This window comes from Mycobacterium sp. URHD0025, from assembly GCF_000426065.1.
GTDB lineage: Bacteria > Actinomycetota > Actinomycetes > Mycobacteriales > Mycobacteriaceae > Mycobacterium.
In genome coordinates this window covers 424,976-446,504 of record NZ_AUEQ01000008.1, presented here as the reverse complement: position 1 = coordinate 446,504, position 21,529 = coordinate 424,976, and the positions used below count along the sequence as shown (strand labels likewise).

Annotated in this window: 21 protein-coding genes; 6 read left to right on the top strand and 15 right to left on the bottom strand. The window is 66.9% G+C overall.

What is annotated here, in order from left to right:
* Position 1: 1 nt before the first annotated feature.
* Both cysD and H977_RS0112410 read right to left on the bottom strand, forming a co-directional pair.
* Positions 2 to 940, bottom strand: coding sequence for a sulfate adenylyltransferase subunit CysD (gene cysD / locus H977_RS0112415; protein WP_029108172.1), 939 nt, complete (start codon positions 938 to 940; stop codon positions 2 to 4).
* Positions 941 to 1,033: 93 nt separating this feature from the next.
* Positions 1,034 to 2,368 (bottom strand): MFS transporter, encoded by a 1,335-nt coding sequence (locus tag H977_RS0112410; RefSeq protein WP_029108171.1) that lies wholly within the window; start codon positions 2,366 to 2,368, stop codon positions 1,034 to 1,036.
* 113 nt (positions 2,369 to 2,481) lie between these two features.
* Between H977_RS0112410 and H977_RS0112405 the strand changes: the two genes are divergently transcribed.
* Positions 2,482 to 2,895: a PaaI family thioesterase gene (locus H977_RS0112405; RefSeq protein WP_029108170.1), complete on the top strand. Its 414-nt coding sequence runs from the start codon at positions 2,482 to 2,484 to the stop codon at positions 2,893 to 2,895.
* A 14-nt stretch (positions 2,896 to 2,909) separates the two neighbouring features.
* On the opposite strand, the gene H977_RS0112400 is transcribed toward H977_RS0112405, so the two are convergent.
* The 6 genes from H977_RS0112400 to H977_RS0112375 form a co-directional block, all read right to left on the bottom strand.
* Positions 2,910 to 3,401: a beta-class carbonic anhydrase gene (locus H977_RS0112400; RefSeq protein WP_029108169.1), complete on the bottom strand. Its 492-nt coding sequence runs from the start codon at positions 3,399 to 3,401 to the stop codon at positions 2,910 to 2,912.
* A 78-nt stretch (positions 3,402 to 3,479) separates the two neighbouring features.
* Positions 3,480 to 5,408: a glycosyltransferase family 39 protein gene (locus H977_RS0112395; RefSeq protein WP_029108168.1), complete on the bottom strand. Its 1,929-nt coding sequence runs from the start codon at positions 5,406 to 5,408 to the stop codon at positions 3,480 to 3,482.
* Positions 5,405 to 6,691 (bottom strand): bifunctional glycosyltransferase family 2/GtrA family protein, encoded by a 1,287-nt coding sequence (locus H977_RS0112390; RefSeq protein ID WP_029108167.1) that lies wholly within the window; start codon positions 6,689 to 6,691, stop codon positions 5,405 to 5,407. The genes H977_RS0112395 and H977_RS0112390 overlap by 4 nt, the downstream gene beginning before the upstream one ends.
* Before the next feature lie 55 nt (positions 6,692 to 6,746).
* A complete protein-coding gene (locus H977_RS0112385) occupies positions 6,747 to 8,612 on the bottom strand; it encodes a glycosyltransferase family 39 protein (protein WP_029108166.1) in 1,866 nt (621 codons plus the stop codon).
* A 22-nt stretch (positions 8,613 to 8,634) separates the two neighbouring features.
* Positions 8,635 to 10,209, bottom strand: coding sequence for a sensor histidine kinase (locus H977_RS0112380; protein ID WP_029108165.1), 1,575 nt, complete (start codon positions 10,207 to 10,209; stop codon positions 8,635 to 8,637).
* 1 nt (position 10,210) lies between these two features.
* Positions 10,211 to 10,915, bottom strand: coding sequence for a response regulator transcription factor (locus tag H977_RS0112375; RefSeq protein WP_029108164.1), 705 nt, complete (start codon positions 10,913 to 10,915; stop codon positions 10,211 to 10,213).
* Positions 10,916 to 11,080: 165 nt separating this feature from the next.
* On the opposite strand from H977_RS0112375, the gene H977_RS0112370 reads away from it, so the two are divergent.
* A complete protein-coding gene (locus H977_RS0112370) occupies positions 11,081 to 11,500 on the top strand; it encodes a hypothetical protein (RefSeq protein ID WP_029108163.1) in 420 nt (139 codons plus the stop codon).
* On the opposite strand, the gene H977_RS0112365 is transcribed toward H977_RS0112370, so the two are convergent.
* The 3 genes from H977_RS0112365 to H977_RS0112355 all read right to left on the bottom strand — a co-directional run bounded on the left by H977_RS0112365 (position 11,497) and on the right by H977_RS0112355 (position 12,401).
* Positions 11,497 to 11,733 carry a hypothetical protein gene (locus H977_RS0112365; protein ID WP_029108162.1) on the bottom strand — a complete coding sequence of 79 codons (237 nt, stop codon included), beginning with the start codon at positions 11,731 to 11,733 and terminating at the stop codon, positions 11,497 to 11,499. The genes H977_RS0112370 and H977_RS0112365 overlap by 4 nt on opposite strands.
* Before the next feature lie 75 nt (positions 11,734 to 11,808).
* Entirely contained in the window at positions 11,809 to 12,069 is a 261-nt protein-coding gene (locus tag H977_RS0112360) for a hypothetical protein (RefSeq protein ID WP_029108161.1), read from the bottom strand.
* A 74-nt stretch (positions 12,070 to 12,143) separates the two neighbouring features.
* Positions 12,144 to 12,401: a hypothetical protein gene (locus tag H977_RS0112355; protein WP_036475745.1), complete on the bottom strand. Its 258-nt coding sequence runs from the start codon at positions 12,399 to 12,401 to the stop codon at positions 12,144 to 12,146.
* A 118-nt stretch (positions 12,402 to 12,519) separates the two neighbouring features.
* On the opposite strand from H977_RS0112355, the gene H977_RS0112350 reads away from it, so the two are divergent.
* The 3 genes from H977_RS0112350 to H977_RS0112340 are packed head-to-tail and all read left to right on the top strand — an operon-like array spanning position 12,520 to position 16,285.
* Positions 12,520 to 13,497 carry an ABC transporter permease gene (locus H977_RS0112350; protein ID WP_029108159.1) on the top strand — a complete coding sequence of 326 codons (978 nt, stop codon included), beginning with the start codon at positions 12,520 to 12,522 and terminating at the stop codon, positions 13,495 to 13,497.
* Positions 13,494 to 14,447, top strand: a complete 954-nt coding sequence (locus H977_RS0112345; protein ID WP_029108158.1) for an ABC transporter permease — start codon at positions 13,494 to 13,496, stop codon at positions 14,445 to 14,447. The genes H977_RS0112350 and H977_RS0112345 overlap by 4 nt, the downstream gene beginning before the upstream one ends.
* Entirely contained in the window at positions 14,444 to 16,285 is a 1,842-nt protein-coding gene (locus tag H977_RS0112340; RefSeq protein WP_029108157.1) for an ABC transporter ATP-binding protein, read from the top strand. Before H977_RS0112345 ends, H977_RS0112340 begins: the two co-directional genes overlap by 4 nt.
* 2 nt (positions 16,286 to 16,287) lie before the next feature.
* Here H977_RS0112340 and H977_RS0112335 read toward each other — a convergent pair whose 3' ends face one another.
* Positions 16,288 to 17,640, bottom strand: a complete 1,353-nt coding sequence (locus tag H977_RS0112335) for a DoxX family protein (protein ID WP_502691162.1) — start codon at positions 17,638 to 17,640, stop codon at positions 16,288 to 16,290.
* Between the two features lie 101 nt (positions 17,641 to 17,741).
* On the opposite strand from H977_RS0112335, the gene H977_RS0112330 reads away from it, so the two are divergent.
* Positions 17,742 to 19,424: an ABC transporter family substrate-binding protein gene (locus H977_RS0112330; RefSeq protein ID WP_196808220.1), complete on the top strand. Its 1,683-nt coding sequence runs from the start codon at positions 17,742 to 17,744 to the stop codon at positions 19,422 to 19,424.
* On the opposite strand, the gene H977_RS0112325 is transcribed toward H977_RS0112330, so the two are convergent.
* The 3 genes from H977_RS0112325 to H977_RS0112315 are packed head-to-tail and all read right to left on the bottom strand — an operon-like array spanning position 19,417 to position 21,513.
* Positions 19,417 to 20,670, bottom strand: coding sequence for an alpha/beta fold hydrolase (locus tag H977_RS0112325; RefSeq protein ID WP_029108154.1), 1,254 nt, complete (start codon positions 20,668 to 20,670; stop codon positions 19,417 to 19,419). The genes H977_RS0112330 and H977_RS0112325 overlap by 8 nt on opposite strands.
* 25 nt (positions 20,671 to 20,695) lie before the next feature.
* A complete protein-coding gene (locus H977_RS0112320) occupies positions 20,696 to 20,962 on the bottom strand; it encodes a cytochrome C oxidase subunit IV family protein (protein WP_029108153.1) in 267 nt (88 codons plus the stop codon).
* A 2-nt stretch (positions 20,963 to 20,964) separates the two neighbouring features.
* Positions 20,965 to 21,513: a cytochrome c oxidase subunit 3 gene (locus tag H977_RS0112315; RefSeq protein WP_155946621.1), complete on the bottom strand. Its 549-nt coding sequence runs from the start codon at positions 21,511 to 21,513 to the stop codon at positions 20,965 to 20,967.
* Positions 21,514 to 21,529 lie beyond the last annotated feature (16 nt).

Genomic DNA, 21,529 nt, shown 5'->3' with positions numbered 1-21,529 from the left:
GTCAGAAATACCCCTCGCGCTTGCGATCTTCCATTCCGGCCTCGGAGATCCGGTCATCGGCGCGGGTGGCCCCGCGCTCGGTGAGCCGGGATATCGCGGTTTCGGCGATCACCTCGGAAACCGTTGCCGCCGTTGACTCGACACAACCGGTGCAGGTGACGTCGCCGACGGTGCGGAAGCGCACCGACTTCTCGATGACCGGCTCATCCTTGCGGGGCTGCATGTACTTGTGGACCGCGAGCAGCATGCCGTCGCGCTCGAACACCTTGCGGCGGTGGGAGTAATAGATGGACGGCAGCTTGATCTTCTCGGCACCGATGTAGGACCAGATGTCGAACTCGGTCCAGTTCGAGATCGGGAACGCCCGGATGTGCTCGCCCTTGTGGTGCCGGCCGTTGTACAGGTTCCACAGTTCGGGGCGCTGCGCCTTGGGATCCCACTGGCCGAACTCGTCGCGGAAGGAGAACACGCGCTCCTTGGCGCGGGCCTTCTCCTCATCGCGCCGGGCACCACCGAAGGCGGCGTCGAACTTGTTCTCCCGGATCCCGCGAAGCAGGGTCACGGTCTGGATCGGGTTGCGCGACGGGATGGTCTCCACCACGCGGCCCGCATCGATGTCATCCTGCACCTTGGCGACCACAAGACGCGCACCGTAGTGCTCAACGAGTTCGTCGCGAGTCTCGTACACCTCGTCGAAGTTGTGGCCGGTGTCGACATGCATCACCGGGAACGGCAGCCGGCCGGGCGCGAACGCCTTCACGGCCAGGTGCAGCATCACGATCGAATCTTTTCCGCCGGAGAACAGCAGCACGGGCCGCTCGAACTCCGCGGCGACCTCGCGGATGATGTGGATGGCCTCGGCCTCCAGCGACCGCAGGTGGCTCAGCTCGTACTGCCCGGCGCGCCCGGACTGCTGGTCTGTTTTCTGTGCGGCGGTCATCGCTTCCCCATTAAGTTGGTAGGAATGGCCAGAATTGCAAGCATGGCCAGGAATGTATCCGTCCTGTCGCTGCGGTGTCAATGGGCCCGGCCGTCAGGCCCGGTGCCCGCTGACGTGCGCGCCCGCCCGACGGGGCAGTCGCACGGTCGCGACCAGGGTCAGCGCCAGCACCGTACCCAGGACCAGGTAGGTCGCCGAATATGAGGTGAGCTGGCTGAGCAGCAGCGCCGCCACTGCGACCCCGAGGCCGGCCGCCAGCTCCTGCACCGAGGCGTTGAGCGTGTTGGCATGCGTCAACTCCTCCCCCTCGACGTCGGAGAACGCCAGACTGTTGTATGCGGTGAAGCCGATGGACCGCAGCGCCCCGCTGACATAGAGGACGACGGCCATCAGGGCCAACGGCAGCCCCGGCCGTAATGCGGCCAGCAGCGCGAAGCACGCCACCGAAGCCAGGCCGTTGACCAGGAGCACGGTGCGGATGCCGAATCGGCGCATCAACGGAGTGGTGATCGGCTTGATGGTGAGGTTCCCGGCGAACAGCGCGGCCACCATGAAACCGGCGGCCAGCGGCGTCCAGCCGAACTCCAGCTGAAACTGCAGCGGCAGCAGAAACGGCACAGCCGTGATCACCAGGCGATACAGCGAGCCGGCCAGCACGGTGATCCGCAGGGTGTGCACCCGCAGCACCCGCAACTGCACCAGCGGGGTAGCCGCGGTGAGCAGCCGGCACACCGCGACAGCGAGCAGCAGGACGGCCGCGGCACCGCACCCTGCCACCAACCCCCAGTCGGTCCCCGAAACCCGGATGTTCTCCAAGGCGATGAGGGCCGCCGCAATCCCTGAGGTGAGTGCCAGCAGACCCGGCCAATCCAGGGAGCGGGCGCCGGGCTGCGGCGCACCGCGGACCAGTTTGAGCGCAAGGACAACTCCCACCACGCCGATCGGAATGTTGACCGCGAAGATCCACCGCCAGCTGCCCAGCGTGGCGATGGCCCCGCCGAGGACCGGGGCCAGCACCGGTGCGGTCAAGGCCGGCCAGGTCAACAGGGCGATGGCACGCACCAGGTCGGACTTGCTGCTCTGGCGCAGTACCGCCAGCCGGCCGACCGGCACCATCATGGCGCCGCCGACCCCCTGCAGGACCCGCGTCAGCACCAGCATCGGCAGCGACACACTCACCGCGCAGCCGACCGAGGCCAGCGTGAACACGGCGATGGCGCCGATGAACACCCGGCGCGTGCCGAACCGGTCGGCCAGCCAACCGCTGGCCGGGATCAGCACCGCCACCGTGACGAGATACGCCGAGATCGCCACATTGACGTCGATGGCCTCGACGCCGAACGACGCGGCGATCAGCGGGATGGCCGGGACGATGATCGTGGCGTCAAGGATCTCCATGAACAGGCTGCCGGCCACCAGCAACGCCATGCCGCGCGGAAAGCTCCGATTTTCGGGCACCGACATCACCGGCGCCGCCGAACCGGGACGGTTACCCCACAGGTAATTGAGACGCCGACCGCGGGCGGCGGACACTGGCCACCATGAGTGTCCAGACCGGCCCTGCCGTCATGGCGCAGTTTCTGCCCCAGTCGCCTTTCGTCGCCAAACTGGGCATTGTCGCCGAGAACCTGGACGGCCCCGAGGTGCGGCTGCGGCTGCCGTGGGATCCCGCGAACATCACGATCGCCGACATGGTGCACGGCGGTGCGATCGCGGCGTTGGCCGACGTCACGGTGATGGCTGCGGCCTGGGCGCAGGCCGAGGTTCCGGATTCCCTTCGCGGAGTGACCGTCTCGATGACGATCAACTATCTGGCACCGGCCCGGGCCACCGATCTGCTCGGCCTCGGGCGCGTACTGCGTCAGGGTAGGTCCTTGGTGAATTGTGAGGTCGATGTCGTCACGCCCGAAGGCGAAGCGGTGGCCAAAGCCATTGCGACGTACAAGGTGGGCTGAGCGGGCACCGAGATTCAGGTGTGGACCTCGTTGAGTTTGCCCGTGGCGACGTCGAATACGAAGCCGCGCAATGACTCGTGCTCGGTGACGAACGGGCTGGCCTCGATCCGCCGCAATGACTGACGCACATCCTCTTCAAGATCGACGAATGACTCGGCCGCCCAGTTCGGCTTGATGCCGGTGTCGTCCTGGATCTGCTGTTTGAACCCGTCGTCGGTGAACGTCAGCATGCCGCAATCGGTGTGGTGGATCAGGATGATCTCCTTGGTACCCAACAGCCGCTGACTGATCGCCAGCGACCGGATCTCGTCGTCGGTGATGACGCCGCCGGCGTTGCGGATGACATGCGCCTCACCGTCGCCCAGACCGAGGACGCGATAGACGTCCAGCCTGGCATCCATGCATGCCACCACCGCGACGTGCTTGCTCGGCGGCAGCGGCAACGGCCCCGTGAAGGTCGTGGCATAGACCTCGTTGTTGGCCAGGTACTGATCGGTGACAGACATCCTTCGACGCTAACCCCGTGCCGCCACCGGAACCAGAGGCAGAATCAGGCTGAGCCGATGGGGTGCCACCCGGGCGGGTCAGGCGACAGGCGCGGACAGGTCGTATACGGGGACCTCGCCGACCATGCTCTTGGTGAAGTGCTGGCGCACCCAAGTGGTGATCTCCCCCGAACTACTGTCGGCATCACGGGGCGGTCCGCCTCGACCGCTTGCGGGCCGATCGAGGAAGTAACGCACCTGACCGTCCGCGACATACTGCTGGAACTGCGCCAGTGTGGGCGAGTTGTCGCTGCCGGTGAATCCGCCGATCGCCATCAGCGACTCCCCCGTCTTGAGCTCGAGGTCGCTGACCATCATCGACCCCACACTCGCTGCGGCCCAACGGCCGTCGGCACCCGCGATGAGCTCGGCCAAGGCCGGGTCATCAGCGCGCCCGAAGCCGGGGCCGGGTCCGCCCGGACCGCCGAAGCCCATGTCCCGGTTGGGGCCCGAGGTGGCCATCGGCCCACCGCCGTGGACTTTGGCCACGGTCTCGACCGTGTACGCCGCGGTCGCACCCAGCCCGAACACCAAGGCTGCCAGTGCCACCACCACAGGCACCTTGCCAGGTCGGTGGGCGGCGATCGCCAGGGCCACCGCCGTCACCACGGAGCCGATCAGGACGATCCAGCGCAGCGCCGGCAGCCAGTCGGGGGTCCTTTCGAGCAGCACGAAGGCCCACACGCCCGTCCCGGCCACCATGACGGCCAGCACCAGCCGCGCCGCCAGTCGCGCACGGACACGCCATAATTCGACGACTGAGATGCCCACCACCGCGGCTGTGGCGGGCGCCAGCGCCACGGTGTAGTAGGGGTGGATGATCCCGTCCATGAAGCTGAACACCACGGCGGTGACCAGGAGCCAGCCGCCCCACATCAGCAGGCCGGCCCGCAGCCCGGCGGTCCGCGCGGTCCGCCGCGTCAGCCAGAGTGCGGCCACCAGACCGATCAGCGCAGCAGGCAACAACCACGACGCCTCGGTGCCCATCGACATGCCGAACATCCGGCCGATCCCCGGATCACCGCCGAACATCAGATTCGCGCCGCCGCCCGGGCCATGACCCGGACCTGGGCCGCCCGGTCCGGGACCACCGCCGCGGCCCGGGCCTTCACCGCCCAGAATGCGTTGCAGGCCGTTGTAACCGAAGGCAAGTTGCAGCAGGCTGTTGTCGGTCGAGCCGGCGATGTACGGCCGGGAATCCGCCGGCCACAGCGCGACCAGCGCGATGTACCAGCCCGATGAGATGACCATCGTGGCCGCGCCGATCAGCAAGGTGCCCAACCGTTTCCACACGCCGGCCGCGGGTGCGGCGACCAGGAACATCAATGCCAGGCCCGGCACGATCAAGAATGCCTGCAGCATCTTGGTCAGGAAGGCGAACCCCAGCGCGCATCCGGCCAGGGCCACCCACCCGGCGCTCGCCCTGGCCGAGACGGGCCCGACTGCGCGGACCATGAAGTAGGCGGCCAGCACCAGCAGCAGCACCAGGAGCGCATCGGGATTGTTGTAGCGAAACATCGAAGCCGCCACCGGCGTCAGCGCCAGCGCCACTCCGGCGATCAGTCCCGCCGCGGGACCGCTGGTCCGCCGCACGGTGGCATACAGGAGCGCCACGGCGCCCACGCCCATGAGCGCCTGCGGCAGCAGCATGGTGAACTCATTGAAGCCGAATACCCTGCCCGACAAGCCCATTGCCCACATCGCGGCCGGCGGCTTGTCCACAGTGATGGCATTGCCGGCGTCCAGCGAGCCGAACAGCCAGGCCTTCCAGGACTGGGTTCCGGCCTGCGCCGCGGCCGCGTAGTAGCTGTTGGCCCACCCCGAAGATCCGAGCGCCCACAAGTACAGCACCGCGGTGCCGGCCAGCAGCGCCCAGTACGACGGCCGAACCCAGCGCGGGGTCACCGCGTTCGGTGGTTCCGCGGTCACTGTGTCGGCATCGGGGGCCGCGTCAACGATGGTCGTCATATCCCTGTCTCTCGATTCAGCTCGGCGGCGCGCCGCGTCCGCGACGGGTGGAACACCCATCCTCGCAACAGCAGGAAGCGCACCACGGTGGCGAGAAGGTTGGCCGCCACCAACACCGCGAGTTCGACTCCGCGGTGCGGGACGGGCGCCACGACGTGCAGGAGCCCCAACGATCCACTCGTGATGGTCAGAGCGATCGCAAAGACAGTCAGGCCCTCAAGGTGATGCCGCGTGACGCTGCCCGTCCCGGCAATTCCGAACGTGAACCGCCGGTTGGCGGCGGTGTTCCCGATCGCCGTCACCAACAGCGCGATCAGGTTGGCCGCCTGCGCCCCGGCGCCGGTCCGCAGCGCCGTGAACAACAGCAGATAGGCCAGCGTGGAGATCACACCGACAGCGCCGAAGCGCACCACCTGACGCAGCAGCGATCCGGGGGCCGCCGTCTTCCGCGACGATCCGAGTTGCGCGGCGATGGTGTTCACCGGGATCGATCCGTTGGCGAACCCGCGCAACAACCGGCCGATACCCTTGAGGTCCGCGGTTGCGGTGGCGACAATGTCGACCCGGCTGTCCGGATCGTCCACCCAGTCCACCGGCACCTCGTGAATACGCAGGCCGCTGCGCTCGGCCAGCACCAGCAGCTCGGTGTCGAAGAACCATCCGGTGTCGGCTACATGCGGCAGCAGCCGGTCGGCGACGTCGGCGCGGATCGCCTTGAAACCGCACTGCGCATCCGAGAACCGCGCCGCCAGAGTCGATTTCAGGATCAAGTTGTAGCAGCGCGAGATGAACTCGCGCTTGGCGCCGCGGATCACCCGCGAGCCGCGGCCCAACCGGGTACCGATGGCCAGATCGGAGTGACCGGAGATCAGCGGTGCCACCAGCGGTGCGAGGGCAGCCAGATCGGTGGACAGATCGACGTCCATGTAGGCCAGCACCGGGGCGTCCGAGGTCGACCACACGGCCCGCAGTGCGCGTCCGCGACCCTTCTCCTCCAATCGCACCACCCGCACACCGTCGAGTTCGGAAGCCAGCTGGGCCGCGATGCGCGGAGTGTCGTCGACACTGGCATTGTCGGCGATGGTGATGCGCACCGGCACGGCGAAATTCTCTTCGAGGTAGCGGTGCAGCCGCCGTACCGAATCGGCGAGCGCAGCCTGTTCGTTGTACACCGGCACGACGACATCGAGCACCGGAACCCCGGCCTCGCGGGCGGCCAGTGCGGCGTTGGGCCGCGACGCGAATCGGAACCTCTGTTCGGGGTCTTGGACCAAGGTTGTCATGACTTCATCGTTCTCCGGCGGTGTGTGATCTGGGTTGGGCGAAGCTATGCGCCTGCTATGTGTTCGTCGCACGTCGAGTCAGGTCGTAGATGGTCACGCCGTCGACGGTGACCGGGTTGTAGTGGGCCTGCACCCATTCCGCTATCTCGGTGGCCGCACGACTGCCGGTGGGGGTATGCCCGCCGAATCCGCCCGCCATGATGCGGGACCGGATGAAGTAGTGGATCGCACCGTCATCGGCCAGCCGCTGGAACTGCTCAAGCGTCGGCGCCGGATCGGTGCCGTTGAAGCCGCCGACAGCCATCACCGGTGCGCGAGCGGCCAATTGGTATCCCGCGGCATTCGACGATCCCACCACCGCCGCGGCCCACCGGTAGTGCTCAGCGCCGGCAGCCAGCGTCGCGGTCAGCTCCGGTCCGGGTTCCGGCGCCGCGAACATTCCGCCGAAGCCACCTCCGCGCGCCGGCCCGACGGACGGTATCGCCCCGGTGTGCGGGCTCGCCGCGGTGGCGATCGAATATGCGGCGGGCCCGGCCAGGCATGCCGCAACGGCCAGCACCGCCGTCACCCGCACCATCGGCCGGTCCAGCCGTCCCGCCACCAGCAAAAGTACTGCCGCGCCAACGCCCCCGACCCCGACGGCGGCCCGCAGCCAGGGATACGGATCGTCATGGCGGCTCAGCAGCACCGCGGCCAGGATCGCGGTCACCAGCACCGCACCCGACATCGCGGTGGCGGCCCGGATGTCGGCGCGGCGGCGCCAGAGGAGCACGGCCCCGATGCCGCTCACCGCGCCGAGCGCCGGGGCGAGCGCCACGGTGTAATAGGGATGCACGATGCCGTGCATGAAGCTGAACACCACAGCGGTCACCAACAGCCAGCCGCCCCAGATGATCAGCGCGGCGCGGGTGGGATCGGTACGCGGTGCCCGACGGGTCAGGTAGAGGCCGGCCACCAGGCAGATCAGCGCGGCGGGAAGCAACCAGGCGATATCGGCGCCCATCTGGGATCCGAACAGCCGGCCCGGTCCGACATCGAAATTGAGATTGCCCAGGCCGCCGGTTTCATCACCGGTCAACCTCCCCAAACCGTTGTAGCCCAAAGCCAATTCGATGATGCTGTCATTCTGCGAGCCACCGATGTAGGGCCGGGCCGAGGCCGGCCACAGCTCCACGAGCACGAGATACCAGCCACCGCTGAGGATCATCGTCGCGGCGGCGGTGACGACATCGAGCACACGCCGGCCCAGCGGGCGGTCCCCGGCCACGAGCGCCGCACCGGCAAAGGCCGGCAAGACCAGGAACGCCTGCAGCATCTTGGCCAGGAAGCCGAAGCCGACCGCGGCGCCTGCGGCGACGAACCACCAACGGCTGGAATCCTTTTCGATTCCGCGCTGTACGCAGTAGGCCGCCACGACGAGCAACAGCACCAACAATGCGTCGGGGTTGTTGAATCGGAAGATCAACGCCGCCACCGGCGTCAGCGCCAGCACCGCACCGGCCAGCAGGCCGGCCCACGGTCCGGCGGCACCGCGCACCGCGGCATAGAGCACCGCGACCGCGCCGACACCCATGAGCGCCTGCGGCACCAGAACACTCCATGAGTTCAGCCCGAACAGCCGCACCGAGATGTCGACGATCCACAACGCCGCGGGTGTCTTGTCGACGGTGATGGCGTTGCCCGCATCACTTGAGCCGAACAGCATCGCGGTCCAGTTCTGCGACCCGGCCTGCGCCGCGGCCGAGTAGAACGCATTCGCCCACCCACTCCTGGACAAGTTCCAGAGGTACAGCACCGCGGTGCCGGCCAACAGCAGGCCCAGGACAACTCGGTGCGGGCAGACGGAGAATCGCGTCACCGGTCCGGCTTGTGCGCGAGTCTGCTCGGCGGGGGAAGCCTCGGCAGGCAGAACCAGGGTCACCACCCCATGTTTGCCGTGTCCGCTAGGTGCCGGATTGGTCCGTCCTGTGTGTGCCCTGTGAGCTCGACCCCGGCAGGCGCACCACGAACTCGGTCGAACCCCGGCTGCTGTCCACTTTGATGGTGCCGCCATGGGCCTTGACCACCGCGGCGACGATCGCCAGGCCCAGCCCGGTACTGCCCTCGCGCCGCGAACGCGACGAATCGCCGCGGGCAAACCGTTCGAACACGTCCGGCAGCAGGCCCGGCGATATCCCCGGGCCATCGTCGGCGACGGTGATCAGCACCGCATCCGGATCAGGTTGCAGCGACACCGTCACCGAGGTGCCCGCCGGGGTGTGGGTACGGGCGTTGGCCAGCAGATTCGCCAGCACCTGGTGAAGCCTGGCCTCGTCGCCCTCGATCACCACCGGATCCTCGGGCAGGTCAAGTGACCACTGGTGGTCGGGACCCGCGATGTGTGCATCGCTGACCGTGTCGACCACGAGCCGGGAGAGATCGACGCTGTCGCGTTCCAACGGCCGCCCGGCGTCGAGGCGGGCCAGCAACAGCATGTCTTCGACCAGTTGTGTCATCCGTGTCGTCTCGGACTCCACCCGGTTCATCGCGTGAGCCACGTCGCCGGGCAGTTCGGCACGCTTGCGCTGGGCCAGTTCGGTATAGCCGCGGATGGCCGCGAGCGGCGTCCGCAACTCGTGGCTGGCGTCGGCGACGAACTGGCGCACCCGGGTCTCACTGGCGTGCCGGGCCGACAGGGCACTCGCGATGCGATCGAGCATCCGGTTCAGCGAGGTGCCGAGCTGTCCGACCTCGGTGTGGGCGCCGGCCGGGTCGACAGGGACGATCGGCGTGGGCAACTGCACTTCACCACGGTCGAGCTCGAGATCGGCCACCCTGCGCGCCGCAGCCGAGACTCGGGACAGCGGGGCGAGTTGGTGCCGGATGATCAGGATTCCGGCGACTGTCGCGGCAATCAACGCGATGAGCGCCAACACACAGAACATTCCGAGCACCCATAGCAACGTGTCGTCGACGATGGCGGTCGGCAGCCCGGTCACGATGGTCTGCGGTCCGCCGTGGCGCGGGTGCAGACCGATCAGCCGGTAGCGGCCCAAGCCGTCGAGGTCGACCGTCTCAGGCACGCGGGTTGCCGGGATCTGCGAAAGCTGTTCAGCCGCTGCCGCAGTCACCTCGACCCGCTCGCCTTCCGCAGTGATCACCCCGGCGTCCACGGGACGGTTCGGTGACACCACCGCGCCGACCATGCGGGCGGCCTGTCCGGGGGCGTTGAGGAACCCGGGACCGGGGCCTTCCTCGGGGTCGAACGGGATGCGATGGTGACCGCGGGTACCCGGCGGCGGTGGGAATCCCGGTGGCGGGGGTGGTAATTCGAAGATCGCGGCCGAGCGCCGCCCGGCCTCGATGAGCTGATCGTCGAGCTGGTTCATCAGAAACCGTTGCAGCGCAAACTCTGTCGCCACCCCGATGCTCGCGCACACCACCGCCAGCAGAGCCACCTGGGTGATGACAAGCCGGGCCCGCAACGACCACGTCCGCGGTGACCACCATCGGGTGGCGCTCGCGGTCCCCGTCGTCACCTCAACGCGCCGGCCGGAGAACGTAACCCGCACCGCGCAAGGTGTGAATCATCGGTTCGCGGCCGCTGTCGATCTTCTTGCGCAGGTACGACACATACAGTTCGACGATGTTGGACCGTCCACCGAAGTCGTAACTCCAAACCCGATCCAGGATCTGCGCCTTGCTCAACACCCGCTTGGCATTGCGCATCATGAACCGCAGGAGTTCGAATTCGGTGGCGGTCAGCGTGATCGGTTCCCCACCGCGGGTCACCTCGTGGCTGTCCTCGTCGAGCACCAGATCGCCCACGACGATCTTGGCGCCACCGTCTTCACTGGTCACCCCGGTGCGCCGCAGCAGCGCCCGCAACCGCAGCACCACTTCCTCCAGGCTGAACGGCTTGGTCACGTAGTCGTCGCCGCCTGCGGTCAGCCCGGCGATGCGATCCTCCACCGAGTCCTTGGCGGTCAGCAGCAGCAGCGGCAGGCCGGGAATCTGCTCGCGCAGTTTCCGCAGGACGTCCAGACCGCTCATGTCGGGGAGCATCACGTCGAGCACGACCACATCTGGCGGGTTCTCCCGGGCCGCGGCAAGCGCGCTCGCGCCGTCCCCGGCCGTCGCGATGTCCCAGCCCTCGTAACGCAGCGCCATCGACACCAGTTCGGCCAGCACCGGCTCGTCGTCGACCACCAGCACCCGGATCGGGTTGCCGTCGGCGCGGCGCATGACGGCGCGCCCTGACTCGGAATCGGTGCCATTGGTCGTCGTGCTCACCTGATCATTATTCGTCGGCCCCATAGGCCCACACTGTGCGCTTTCTATGTGCAGGCTGTGAAGCGCGCAGAGTCCGCGCACAGCCGGCTCATAGGCAACACCGGCACCGTGGAGCACATGAGCATCCGACACACGGCCGCCGCGGTGGGCATCGCCGTGGCTATCGCCGGACTCGGCGGCACGGCGATCTACGCCGCCACCGACAGCCACAGCCCGGGCTTTCCTGGACCACCGCCGCGAGACCGGGCCGACTCGGCGACCGTGCACAGCGAGGCGGTGCTGGCTGACGGCGACGGCGGTTACACCACGGCGCTGACGCAGACCGGCACGATCACCGAACTCACCGCGACCTCGGTCACAGTCCGCAGCAACGACGGCTTCACCCAGAGCTACACCGTGCCGGCGGCCGCCAAAACCCCATTCGGGGTCGATGACCGGGTCATGGTGCGCGCGACCCGCAACGAGCCCGCCACAGCCGGCAAGCCGACCGTCACCAGCATGGGAGAAGCGCCGGACAGCCGCCCGCCGTCGCCCTAGTTGCCGTACCCGTCGGGCAGTTCCACCTTGACCGTCGGCTTCGCAAACGACGTCTCCAACTCACTGGGAGCCGTTGTCTTGGTTACGGTTTCACCCACGGTGACCGCCGGCACCGCCGCACTGGTCGGCGCCTGGGCCATCATCGTCCCGATGGCGCCCATGGTTGCCAGTGCGATCGCTCCCACACCGGCCATCGCATAGTTGGTCCGCTTGTTGCGTTCGTCTCCTGTCACATCGACCTCCCTACCGGGAATCCACCGCCCGCGAAACCGGGCGCATGGCGCGCCGACTGGTCGGATCAGGCCCGATCAGTGTGGCGTGGCAAACCCCGATGGCGTCGTCGCCGAGACGGTCGGTGACGCCTCTGACGTCTCGGGAGCCGTCGGCGGAGTCGTCGTAGTGACGGTCTGTCCAGTGGTGATGGCCGGCGGTTCGACCCGCTGCTCGGCGCCGGCGAGGCCACCGCCCATCCCGACCCCGAGCACCGCCGTGGCTAACCCGCCGATCACGCCGACGCCGGCCGTGATCCATTTGAGATTTCTTTGATTGTTTTCCTTCGCGTTACGCATATGTTCGCCTCCCGCCGCGTCGTATAACCCTTGCGGCCGGAGGTGAAACAAGCGCCCGGTGCCTGCTCCGGCGATCAGTGCGTGGTGGCGAACCCGGACGGCGGCGTGTTGCCCCTCATCGAGGGCACCGCCATGGATACCGCCGGCGCGGTCGGCGGCGTCGTCTCGGTACTGGTCTGGCCGAGGTTCATGTGCGAACCGGCGGCCAGTGCCCCGGAACCGGTACCCACCTGCCCGTCCGACACAGCGCCGAACACGCCGAGCCCCACCACTGCCGCACCACCGGCCACCGCAGCGAGCACTTTCACATTCTTGAGTCCGCTGAGCTTCATGTATTTCAGTGAACCCCTGATTTCTACATCGACGCTGTGGCTCGACTGACAGTTACCCACCGAGTGCGGGCGACTGATTTACCCTGTCTGGCATGCAGCCGTGGGCGGGAAGAACCGAATGACGCGCTTTCTGGCGCGCCGGCTGCTCAACTACATCGTGTTGCTGGCCCTGGCATCGTTTCTCACCTTCACCCTGACCTCGCTGAACTTCAAACCCCTCGACAGCCTGGAACAGCGCAACCCGCGGCCACCGCAGTCAGCGATCGACGCCAAGAGCGCCGAACTCGGCCTCGACAAGCCCATCCCGCTGCGGTACGTCGACTGGGCTGCCGGCGCGGTCCGCGGCGATTTCGGCACGACGGTGACCGGGCAGCCGGTATCCGACGAATTGTGGCGGCGCATCGGGGTGACGCTGCGGCTCCTGGTCGTCGGCGCGATCTCCGGCGCCGTGATCGGCGTGGTGGTCGGGGCCTGGGGCGCGATCCGTCAGTACCGGCTGTCAGATCGCGTCATCACCGTGCTGTCGCTGCTGGTGATCAGTACGCCGTCGTTCGTGATCGCCAACATGCTGATCCTGGCGGCGCTCAACGTGAACTCGATGCTGGGCGTGCAGATCTTCGAGTACACCGGCGAAACGGCGCCGGTGCCCGTCGGCGGCGCCTGGGACCAGTTCGTCGACCGCCTGCAGCACCTCGTGTTGCCGACGTTCACGCTGGCCCTGATGGCCATCGCCGGCTACAGCCGGTACCAGCGCAACGCGATGCTCGACGTGCTCGGCCAGGACTTCATCCGCACCGCGCGAGCCAAGGGACTGACCCGGCGCCAAGCCCTGTTCAAGCACGGGCTGCGCACCGCGCTCATCCCGATGGCCACCCTGTTCGCCTATGGCGTCGCCGGATTGGTCACGGGCTCCGTGTTCGTCGAGAAGATCTTCGGCTGGCACGGCATGGGCGAATGGGTCGTCCAGGGCATCGCCACCCAGGACACCAACATCATCGCGGCCATCACGGTGTTCACCGGCACCGTGATCCTCGTTGCCGGCCTGCTCTCCGACGTCATCTATGCGTTCCTCGACCCCAGGGTGCGAGTCACATGAGCCAGACCTCCGATACGACCACCGACGCCACCGCGGCCCGCTCAGGTCTGCACACCGAGGAATTCGCCACCCGGCGCACCCTGGTGTTCCGCCGGTTCCTGCGCAACTGGCCCGCCGTGGTGTCGCTGGCACTGCTGGTGATCATGTTCGTGGCCTGCTACGCGCTACCGTCGGTCCTGCCCTACAGCTACTCGGACCTCGACTACTACGCACTGCAGGAACCACCGTCGGTCCATCACTGGTTCGGCACCAACGCGCTGGGACAGGACATCTTCGCCCAAACCCTGCGCGGCATGCAGAAATCCATGTTGATCGGTGTCTGCGTGGCGTTCATCTCGACCGTCATCGCCGCCACGGTCGGTTCGGTCGCCGGATACTTCGGCGGCTGGCGCGATCGCACCCTCATGTGGATCGTCGACGTGCTGCTGGTGGTCCCCAGCTTCATCCTGATCGCCATCGTCACACCGCGGTTGAGCCAGTCCGACCGGGTGTTCTGGCTGATCGTGCTGCTCTCCGCGTTCAGCTGGATGATCAGTTCGCGCATCGTGCGCGGGATGACCCTGAGCCTGCGGGAGCGCGAATTCGTGTTGGCTGCCCGCTATATGGGTGTCAGCAGCCGGCGCATCATCGTGCGCCACATCCTGCCCAACGTGGCCTCCATCCTGATCATCGACACCGCACTCAACGTCGGTGTGGCGATCCTGTCCGAAACCGGGTTGAGCTACCTGGGATTCGGCATCCAGGCGCCCGATGTCTCGCTGGGCACGCTGATCGCCGACGGCACCAAATCCGCCACCACGTTCCCCTGGGTCTTCCTGTTCCCCGCCGGGGTGTTGGTGCTGATCATCCTGTGCGCCAACCTGATCGGTGACGGCTTGCGCGACGCACTCGACCCGGGCAGCCGCCGGCTGCGGCGCCGGAAGTCTGTTGGCCGGAGGTCACGCCGATGACCCGACTTCTCGAAGTATCCGATCTGACGGTGGACTTCCCCACCGATACCGATGCGGTCCACGCGGTGCGGGGCCTGAACTTTCACGTCGACGCCGGCGAGGTGGTGGCGCTCGTCGGTGAGTCCGGAGCCGGGAAATCGGCCAGTGCCATGGCGGTGGTCGGGCTGTTGCCGGAATTCGCCGAGGTCTCTGGATCGGTGCGGCTGCGCGGAGAGGAACTGGTCGGTTTATCGGACGCGGAGATGTCCCGAGTCCGGGGCAACACCATCGGCACGGTGTTCCAGGACCCGATGTCGGCACTCACCCCGGTGTACACGGTGGGCGATCAGATCGCCGAAGCCCTGAGAGTCCACAACCGCGATCTGGACCGGCGCGCGGCGCGGCTCCGCGCCACCGAACTTCTCGAGCTGGTCGGCATCGCGCAGCCGGCACAACGAGCCCGTTCCTTCCCGCATGAGTTGTCCGGCGGCGAACGCCAGCGGGTGGTCATCGCCATCGCCATCGCCAATGATCCCGATCTGCTGATCTGCGATGAGCCCACCACAGCCCTGGACGTCACGGTGCAGGCCCAGATCCTCGACGTGCTCAAGACCGCGCGCGACGTCACCGGCGCCGGGGTGCTGATCATCACCCACGACCTGGGTGTGGTGGCCGAATTCGCCGACCGGGCGCTGGTGATGTACGCCGGCCGGGCTGTCGAGGATGCACCGGTGGCCCGGCTGTACGAGCAGGCCAGGATGCCGTACACCGTCGGGCTGCTCGGCTCGGTGCCGCGCCTGGATGCCCCGCAGGGCGCCCGCCTGGTGCCGATCCCCGGTGCGCCGCCGTCACTCACCGCGACGCCGCACGGATGCCCGTTCGCCCCGCGCTGCCCACTGGCCATCGATGAATGTGAGGCCGCAGAACCCGAACTCATCGAGTTGGCGCCGGACCACCACGCCGCCTGTATCCGCACCGATCAGGTCGCCGGTCGCAGCGCCGCCGAGATCTATCAGGTGCCCGGCACCACCAGCACCACCGATGGTGCGCCCGACGACGACCCCCAGGTGGTGCTGCGGGTGCGGGAGCTGTCCAAGACCTACAAGCTGACCAAAGGGGTGGTGCTGCGCAGACAGGTCGGTGAGGTCCGTGCTGTCGACGACGTCAGCTTCGACCTGCGCAGCGGCCGCACCCTCGGCATCGTCGGCGAGTCCGGATCGGGCAAGTCGACCACCCTGCATCAGATACTGAATCTGTCTGCGCCGCAATCAGGTTCGATCGAGGTGCTCGGCTCGGATGTGGCCACCCTGAACCGGAAAACCCGCCGCGCCATGCGTACCGACCTTCAAGTGGTGTTCCAGGATCCGGTGGCATCACTGGACCCCCGGCTGCCGGTGTCGGACGTGTTGGCTGAGCCGTTGACCGCCAACGGTTTCGACAAACCCCGGATCGACGAACGGGTGGCCGAGCTACTCGAGTTGGTGGGCCTGCGACGCGCCGACGCCGGCCGCTACCCGGCCGAATTCTCCGGCGGTCAGAAACAACGCATCGGGATCGCCCGCGCCCTGGCCCTGCAGCCCAAGATCATCGCGCTCGACGAACCGGTCTCCGCACTGGACGTCTCCATCCAGGCCGGAATCATCAACCTGTTGCTGGACCTGCAGGACCAATTCGGCCTGGCCTATCTGTTCGTGTCCCATGACCTGTCCGTGGTCAAGCACCTGGCGCACGATGTCGCGGTGATGTACAAGGGCGCAGTCGTCGAACAGGGCTCCGGCGATGCGGTGTTCGCCAACCCCCAGCATGAGTACACCCGCAAGTTGTTGGCCGCGGTTCCGCAACCCAAGCCTGTCGACTGAATTCATCTGTTGTACGGGGTCTCCCGGACCCAACTGAACCCCCTCTCCACCAACGGAAACGAGTTCGGATCCACCTTGGTACACCAGGCGTGGATGCGGTGCCCGGCATAGTCGTCGGCGTCGATGACCAGCCGGTTCGGATCCGGCCACCAATACGTCAGGCGCACCCGCACGGGAGTCTGTTTGAAGGTACCTACCTCGACGTAGTGGTTCAGATCGATGAAATGCCGACTCGGGTCGATGCTGCCGCCATATTCCTCGAACGAGTCGTCCATATGCTGAATGGTCAGCCGCACCGGATCGGCCATGCTGAACGATCGGTCGAAAACCACCCGGCGCCACTGCAATTCATCGGTCAGGAGTGGGTCACGCCGGTAGCCTTCGGCGGAGAAACCGTCGACCTTGTAGATGCCGTACAACTCCGGGACCGGCCTGGACCATTGCTGCCAGTTCTGTGCGGCCATGGCACCGAACAGGCTCGCACCGAGGATCAACTGCGCCACCAGCGCAATCCGATTGGCTCGCCCGGTGCTGAAGAGCTGCGGCGTACGCGCCGCCGGAACCGCCCGGTAGGAGAAGAGCACCGCAGCCAGCCGCGCGGCATACGGCGCCAGCAGGAACAAGCTCACCATCAGCAGCATCGACGAAACCGTCTTGAGTCGGATGTCGTAGGTCATGTTGAGCAGGAAGACCTGCGTCATATCGACTGCGCACAGCAGCGCTCCCGCAGGGACCGCCCGCGGGATGAGCAGCAGCACGCCGGCAAGCAGTTCGGCCGAGCCGAGCACAATCTGGTACGACTGCGAGATGCTCACCTGCGACCAGAGCACGCCCTGCGGGCTGAAATTGCCGAACGGTTCGACCAGCCGGTTGAGGACGAACGGCATCTGAGTCGGGATTGCCTTGGCCATGCCGAAATAGAACATCGCGGTGGCCAGCACGAATCGCAGGTACAGCGACAGCCACGCCCACATCCGCGGGTAGCCGCCGCGATGCCGGTCCAGCACCGACCACAGTGCCGTCGCCGATATGGAGACAACCACCATGAGAAACAACGCCGTCCACTGGAAAGCGCTGTCGCTGCCCACCTGGAGGCTCTCGACCCGCAGCCCCAAAATGTGGGACGCAGTCCACTCGATCGGCGGGCGCAGCGTCGCGAGCAGCCCCGACACCGAAGCCCAGGGCAGCCTGATCCCCACCCCTGCCAGAAGGATCGGGGTCAGTCCCAGCAGGCAGGCCAGGCCGAACAAGCCGAAGTAGCAGGCACCGAACCGGAAGCCGATCCGGATAGCAAGCGGCCAGCGAACATCGTCAGGACCTGGATCTGTCACGGCGCCCCTCCCCCTGAACCACACGCGACTTATCACGGTATCGGCTGCCGAAGGTCCAGCGACCGCCAATTGACACCGCGGGGTCCTGTCCCCAAATTGGCCCGGCTACCTCTAGCATCGGCGAGATGAACGGGTTGAAGATCCGACGCGTCGCCGTCGTCGCCGCAGTCACCGCACTGGCCCTGGCCGGATGCTCGGGCGGTGACCGGGAAACCCCGTCGGCCGGCGGCAATGCCGAGATCGGTAGCACCAACGACATCAATCCGCAGGATGTCGCGAACCTGCGCCAGGGCGGCAACCTGCGGCTTGCCCTGACCGAGTTCCCCTCGAACTTCAATCCGCTGCACATCGACGGCAACACCGGCGATGTCGGCTCACTGACCCGGGCGACGATGCCCCGCGCGTTCGTGATCGCGGCGGATGGTTCGGCGACGGTGAACACCGACTACTTCACCAACGTCGAACTGACGAGCACCAACCCGCAGGTGGTGACCTACACGATCAACCCCAAGGCGGTGTGGACCGACGGCACGCCGATCACCTGGGAGGACATCAAGTTCCAGAGCGAGGCCAACAGCGGGAAGGATCCCGCATTCGTCATCGCCGCACCCAACGGCTTCGAGCGGGTGGCCTCGGTCACCCGCGGCGTGGACGACCGCCAGGCCGTGATGACCTTCGCCAAGCCGTACGCGGACTGGAAGGGCATGTTCGCCGGTAACGGCCGGCTGCTGCCCAAGAGCATGACCGCGACCCCCGAGGCGTTCAACAAGGCTCAACTGAGCCAGCCCGGTCCGTCCGCGGGCCCGTTCCTGGTGTCCAACATCGACCGCGGTGCACAGCGGATCACCATGAGCCGCAACCCGAAATGGTGGGGCGCCCCGCCGCTGCTGGACACCATCACCTACCTGGTGCTCGATGACGCCGCACGCATTCCCGCGCTGCAGAACAACACCATCGACGCCACCGGGACCGCGTCACTGGATGAGCTGACCATCGCCCGCAAGACCGCGGGCATCAGCATCCGGCGGGCACCGTCGGCCAGTTGGTATCACCTGACCTTCAACGGCGCGCCCGGCTCGATCCTGGCCGATCCGGCCCTGCGCAGTGCGGTCGCCAAGGGCATCGACCGTCAGGCGCTGGCCAACATCACCCAGCGCGGTCTCACCGACAATCCGGCGCCGCTGAACAACCACATCTTCGTCGCGGGACAGCAGGGTTACCAGGACAACGCCGCGTCGGTGGCCTTCGACCCCGAAAAAGCGAAGGCGGAACTGGACGCACTGGGCTGGAAAGTGCCTGAGGGAAAGCAGTTTCGGGAGAAGGACGGCAAGGAACTCGTGATCCGCAACGTGTTCTACGACGCGGGCAGCACGCGGCAGGTGGCCCAGATCGCCCAGAACATGCTGGGCCAGATCGGGGTGAACCTGAAGCTCGACACCAAGCCGGGCACCGGGTTCTTCACCAACTACATCATCAAGGGCGACTTCGACATCGCCCAGTTCGCCTTCCTCGGCGACGCTTTCCCACTGAGCTCACTGACCCAGATCTACGCGCAGGACGGCGCCAGTAACTTCGGCAAGATCGGCAGCCCGGAGATCGACGCCAAGATCGAGCAGACCCTGGAAGAGCTGGATCCGGCGAAGGCGCTGACCCTGGCCAACGAACTCGACCAGATGTTGTTCGCCGAGGTGTTCAGCCTCCCACTGTTCCAATCACCCGGAAACGTCGCGGTGCGCAGCAACCTCGCCAATTTCGGGGCCCCCGGTCTGGCCGACATCGACTACACCAAGGTCGGTTTCCTCAAGTAGTTCGTGGGCTGCGCCATCTGGTGGCAGGCAGCACCGCCTCCACGGCCATCGCAGCCGCGATCGCCGATATCGCCAGCCGGACGACAAGGCGCGCGGGCAAGGCGTCGAGTTCATCCGCGGTGGCCGAAAGTTGTTCCGCCGCACCGTCGACCACGGCGCGGATCACCGCGAACGCAGCTCGCTCCCGGGTATCGAGGACGCTGTGGGCGACTGTCGGCATCCTCACCAGCACGGCCCCGGGCACCAGTGCCGCGATCCGTTCGGCCACCGCCGGCGGCGTGGTCAGATCCCGGCCACCGGACACCACGACGGTGCGCCAGTGGAACTGCGGCAATTCGGCCACCAGGTCGAAGGGTTCGGCCTCGAAGGGTTCGTAGAACTTCGCACTGCCGATCATGTCGGCCATGTCGAGAGCCGGGTCCAGCGGGAGTCCGTCGGGTACGCCGGCATAATTCAACTCGCGAAAGGCTATTCGTCCGACGAGATCTACCTCATTGCGGTACGGCGCTTTTCGCGTCGAGAGCCGGCTCAGGCCGGCGAGCGCGGTCCACACCAGGGTGCGTCCGCTCAGCAGCAGGTCGAGTTGGCGGTTCAGCAGCGCGGCCCCGCCGAATCCATACAGGAGGCCGGCAAGTTCTGCACCCTTGGTGGCCAGAACCCCGTCTGCCACCAGGCGCCGGACCTTGGGCGCCAGCTCCGCCGTCTCGGGGTCCGAACCATCCCACAGCAGACCTCGAATGGCACTGCGCATCGCCTCGATATCGGCGGTGGACAGCAGGGGCGAGTCCAGGACCATCGCCGCGATCCGGTCTGGGTGCCGTACCCCGAACCCGGCGGCGATGTAACTACCGTACGACGTGCCGTAAAGCACCGCTTCGTGCACACCGGCGTCGTCGAGCACCGCGGCGATGTCATCGACCACCTGCTCGACGGTGATGGCCGCGGGCGGCAGATCAGCACCCGCATCGGTGTGCCGGGACATCCCGACGCCCCGGTGTTCGATCATGATCACGTCGAATCCGGCGGCGGCGGCGCGCCGGCGCAGCGCGCGATAGGGCTGGATCGAGGCGACGCCGGGACCGCCCGGGATGATCACGACCGGGTGCGCCGATTTGCGGCCGGCCCGCACATAGAAAAGGTCGAACTGCTCGTCGGTATCAGGACTGACCGGGCGTCGCACCGCCCGCACCCCCGGTAGCGCGGCGAGCTTGTCGTGCGCCCGCCTGCGCTTGGCGTTCATGGTCATTGCGCTCCATTGTGCCGCGCAACGCTCAGATCAGATAGATGGTGAAGATCGCCCCGAACAGCACCACCAACCACCCGTCGGTGGCGAGCTTGAGCCACCTGGGCGCGGTCCGGACCTCCATGAACTGCCGGATGATCAAGCGGGATTTGACCAGCGTCAACGCCAGCACCAGGGCGGTGATGGGCACGCTGGCCCGCAGAGCCTCCGAGTACTGGGCCGGCGCCAGCCACCAGGAGCCGACGGTGATGGCGACGAGTACGAGCCACGTCCGGGTCACTGCCCTGTCGGTCATGGTCACCTCACCACGTACAAGAGGCCGAAGATGATCACCCAGAGCAGGTCGACCATGTGCCAGTAGACCGCGCCCGATTCCACCACCGACGCCCGGCGACGGGACGGATTGCCGAGCTCGCGCACGATCACGCCCAGCACGATGAGCCCGATCAGTACGTGGATCAGGTGGACACCGGTGAGCACGTAATAGAACGAGTAGAACATCTCCGAGTTGGTGTGCCCGGCCCGGATCTTGACCACCCATTCATAACCCTTGCATGCCATGAACATCAGGCCGCCGACACCGCCGGCGTAGGTGAGCCGGATGGCCGTTGCGTGACGACCGGCCCGGGAGGCCAGCACCGCACGCGCCACCACCCAGGAACTCGTCAGCAGGATCACCGTGTTGAGGACACCCATGGTGATGTCGAGATGCTGTTGGGCACGCAGGAATTCATCCGGATGCAGGCTCCGGTAGATCATGACGACGATGAAGTAGCCACCGAAGATGACCAGATCGCCGAGCACCATCACCCACATGTGGCCGTCGCCCGGCAGGTGGGCCGGCATCGCCTGTGGTCGTGAA

Excerpts from the sequence above, each read along its gene's own strand:
- H977_RS0112395 (WP_029108168.1), bottom strand. The coding sequence starts at position 5,408 with ATGACGACCATCGTTGACGCGGCCCCCGATGCCGACACAGTGACCGCG.
- H977_RS0112370 (WP_029108163.1), top strand. The coding sequence starts at position 11,081 with ATGAGCATCCGACACACGGCCGCCGCGGTGGGCATCGCCGTGGCTATC.
- H977_RS0112350 (WP_029108159.1), top strand. The coding sequence starts at position 12,520 with ATGACGCGCTTTCTGGCGCGCCGGCTGCTCAACTACATCGTGTTGCTG.
- H977_RS0112340 (WP_029108157.1), top strand. The coding sequence starts at position 14,444 with ATGACCCGACTTCTCGAAGTATCCGATCTGACGGTGGACTTCCCCACC.
- H977_RS0112360 (WP_029108161.1), bottom strand. The coding sequence starts at position 12,069 with ATGCGTAACGCGAAGGAAAACAATCAAAGAAATCTCAAATGGATCACG.
- H977_RS0112330 (WP_196808220.1), top strand. The coding sequence starts at position 17,742 with ATGAACGGGTTGAAGATCCGACGCGTCGCCGTCGTCGCCGCAGTCACC.
- H977_RS0112375 (WP_029108164.1), bottom strand. The coding sequence starts at position 10,915 with ATGCGCCGCGCCGACGGCAACCCGATCCGGGTGCTGGTGGTCGACGAC.
- H977_RS0112315 (WP_155946621.1), bottom strand. The coding sequence starts at position 21,513 with ATGCCGGCCCACCTGCCGGGCGACGGCCACATGTGGGTGATGGTGCTC.
- H977_RS0112400 (WP_029108169.1), bottom strand. The coding sequence starts at position 3,401 with ATGTCTGTCACCGATCAGTACCTGGCCAACAACGAGGTCTATGCCACG.
- H977_RS0112325 (WP_029108154.1), bottom strand. The coding sequence starts at position 20,670 with ATGACCATGAACGCCAAGCGCAGGCGGGCGCACGACAAGCTCGCCGCG.
- H977_RS0112405 (WP_029108170.1), top strand. The coding sequence starts at position 2,482 with ATGAGTGTCCAGACCGGCCCTGCCGTCATGGCGCAGTTTCTGCCCCAG.
- cysD (WP_029108172.1), bottom strand. The coding sequence starts at position 940 with ATGACCGCCGCACAGAAAACAGACCAGCAGTCCGGGCGCGCCGGGCAG.
- H977_RS0112320 (WP_029108153.1), bottom strand. The coding sequence starts at position 20,962 with ATGACCGACAGGGCAGTGACCCGGACGTGGCTCGTACTCGTCGCCATC.
- H977_RS0112390 (WP_029108167.1), bottom strand. The coding sequence starts at position 6,691 with ATGACAACCTTGGTCCAAGACCCCGAACAGAGGTTCCGATTCGCGTCG.
- H977_RS0112345 (WP_029108158.1), top strand. The coding sequence starts at position 13,494 with ATGAGCCAGACCTCCGATACGACCACCGACGCCACCGCGGCCCGCTCA.
- H977_RS0112410 (WP_029108171.1), bottom strand. The coding sequence starts at position 2,368 with ATGGCGTTGCTGGTGGCCGGCAGCCTGTTCATGGAGATCCTTGACGCC.
- H977_RS0112355 (WP_036475745.1), bottom strand. The coding sequence starts at position 12,401 with ATGAAGCTCAGCGGACTCAAGAATGTGAAAGTGCTCGCTGCGGTGGCC.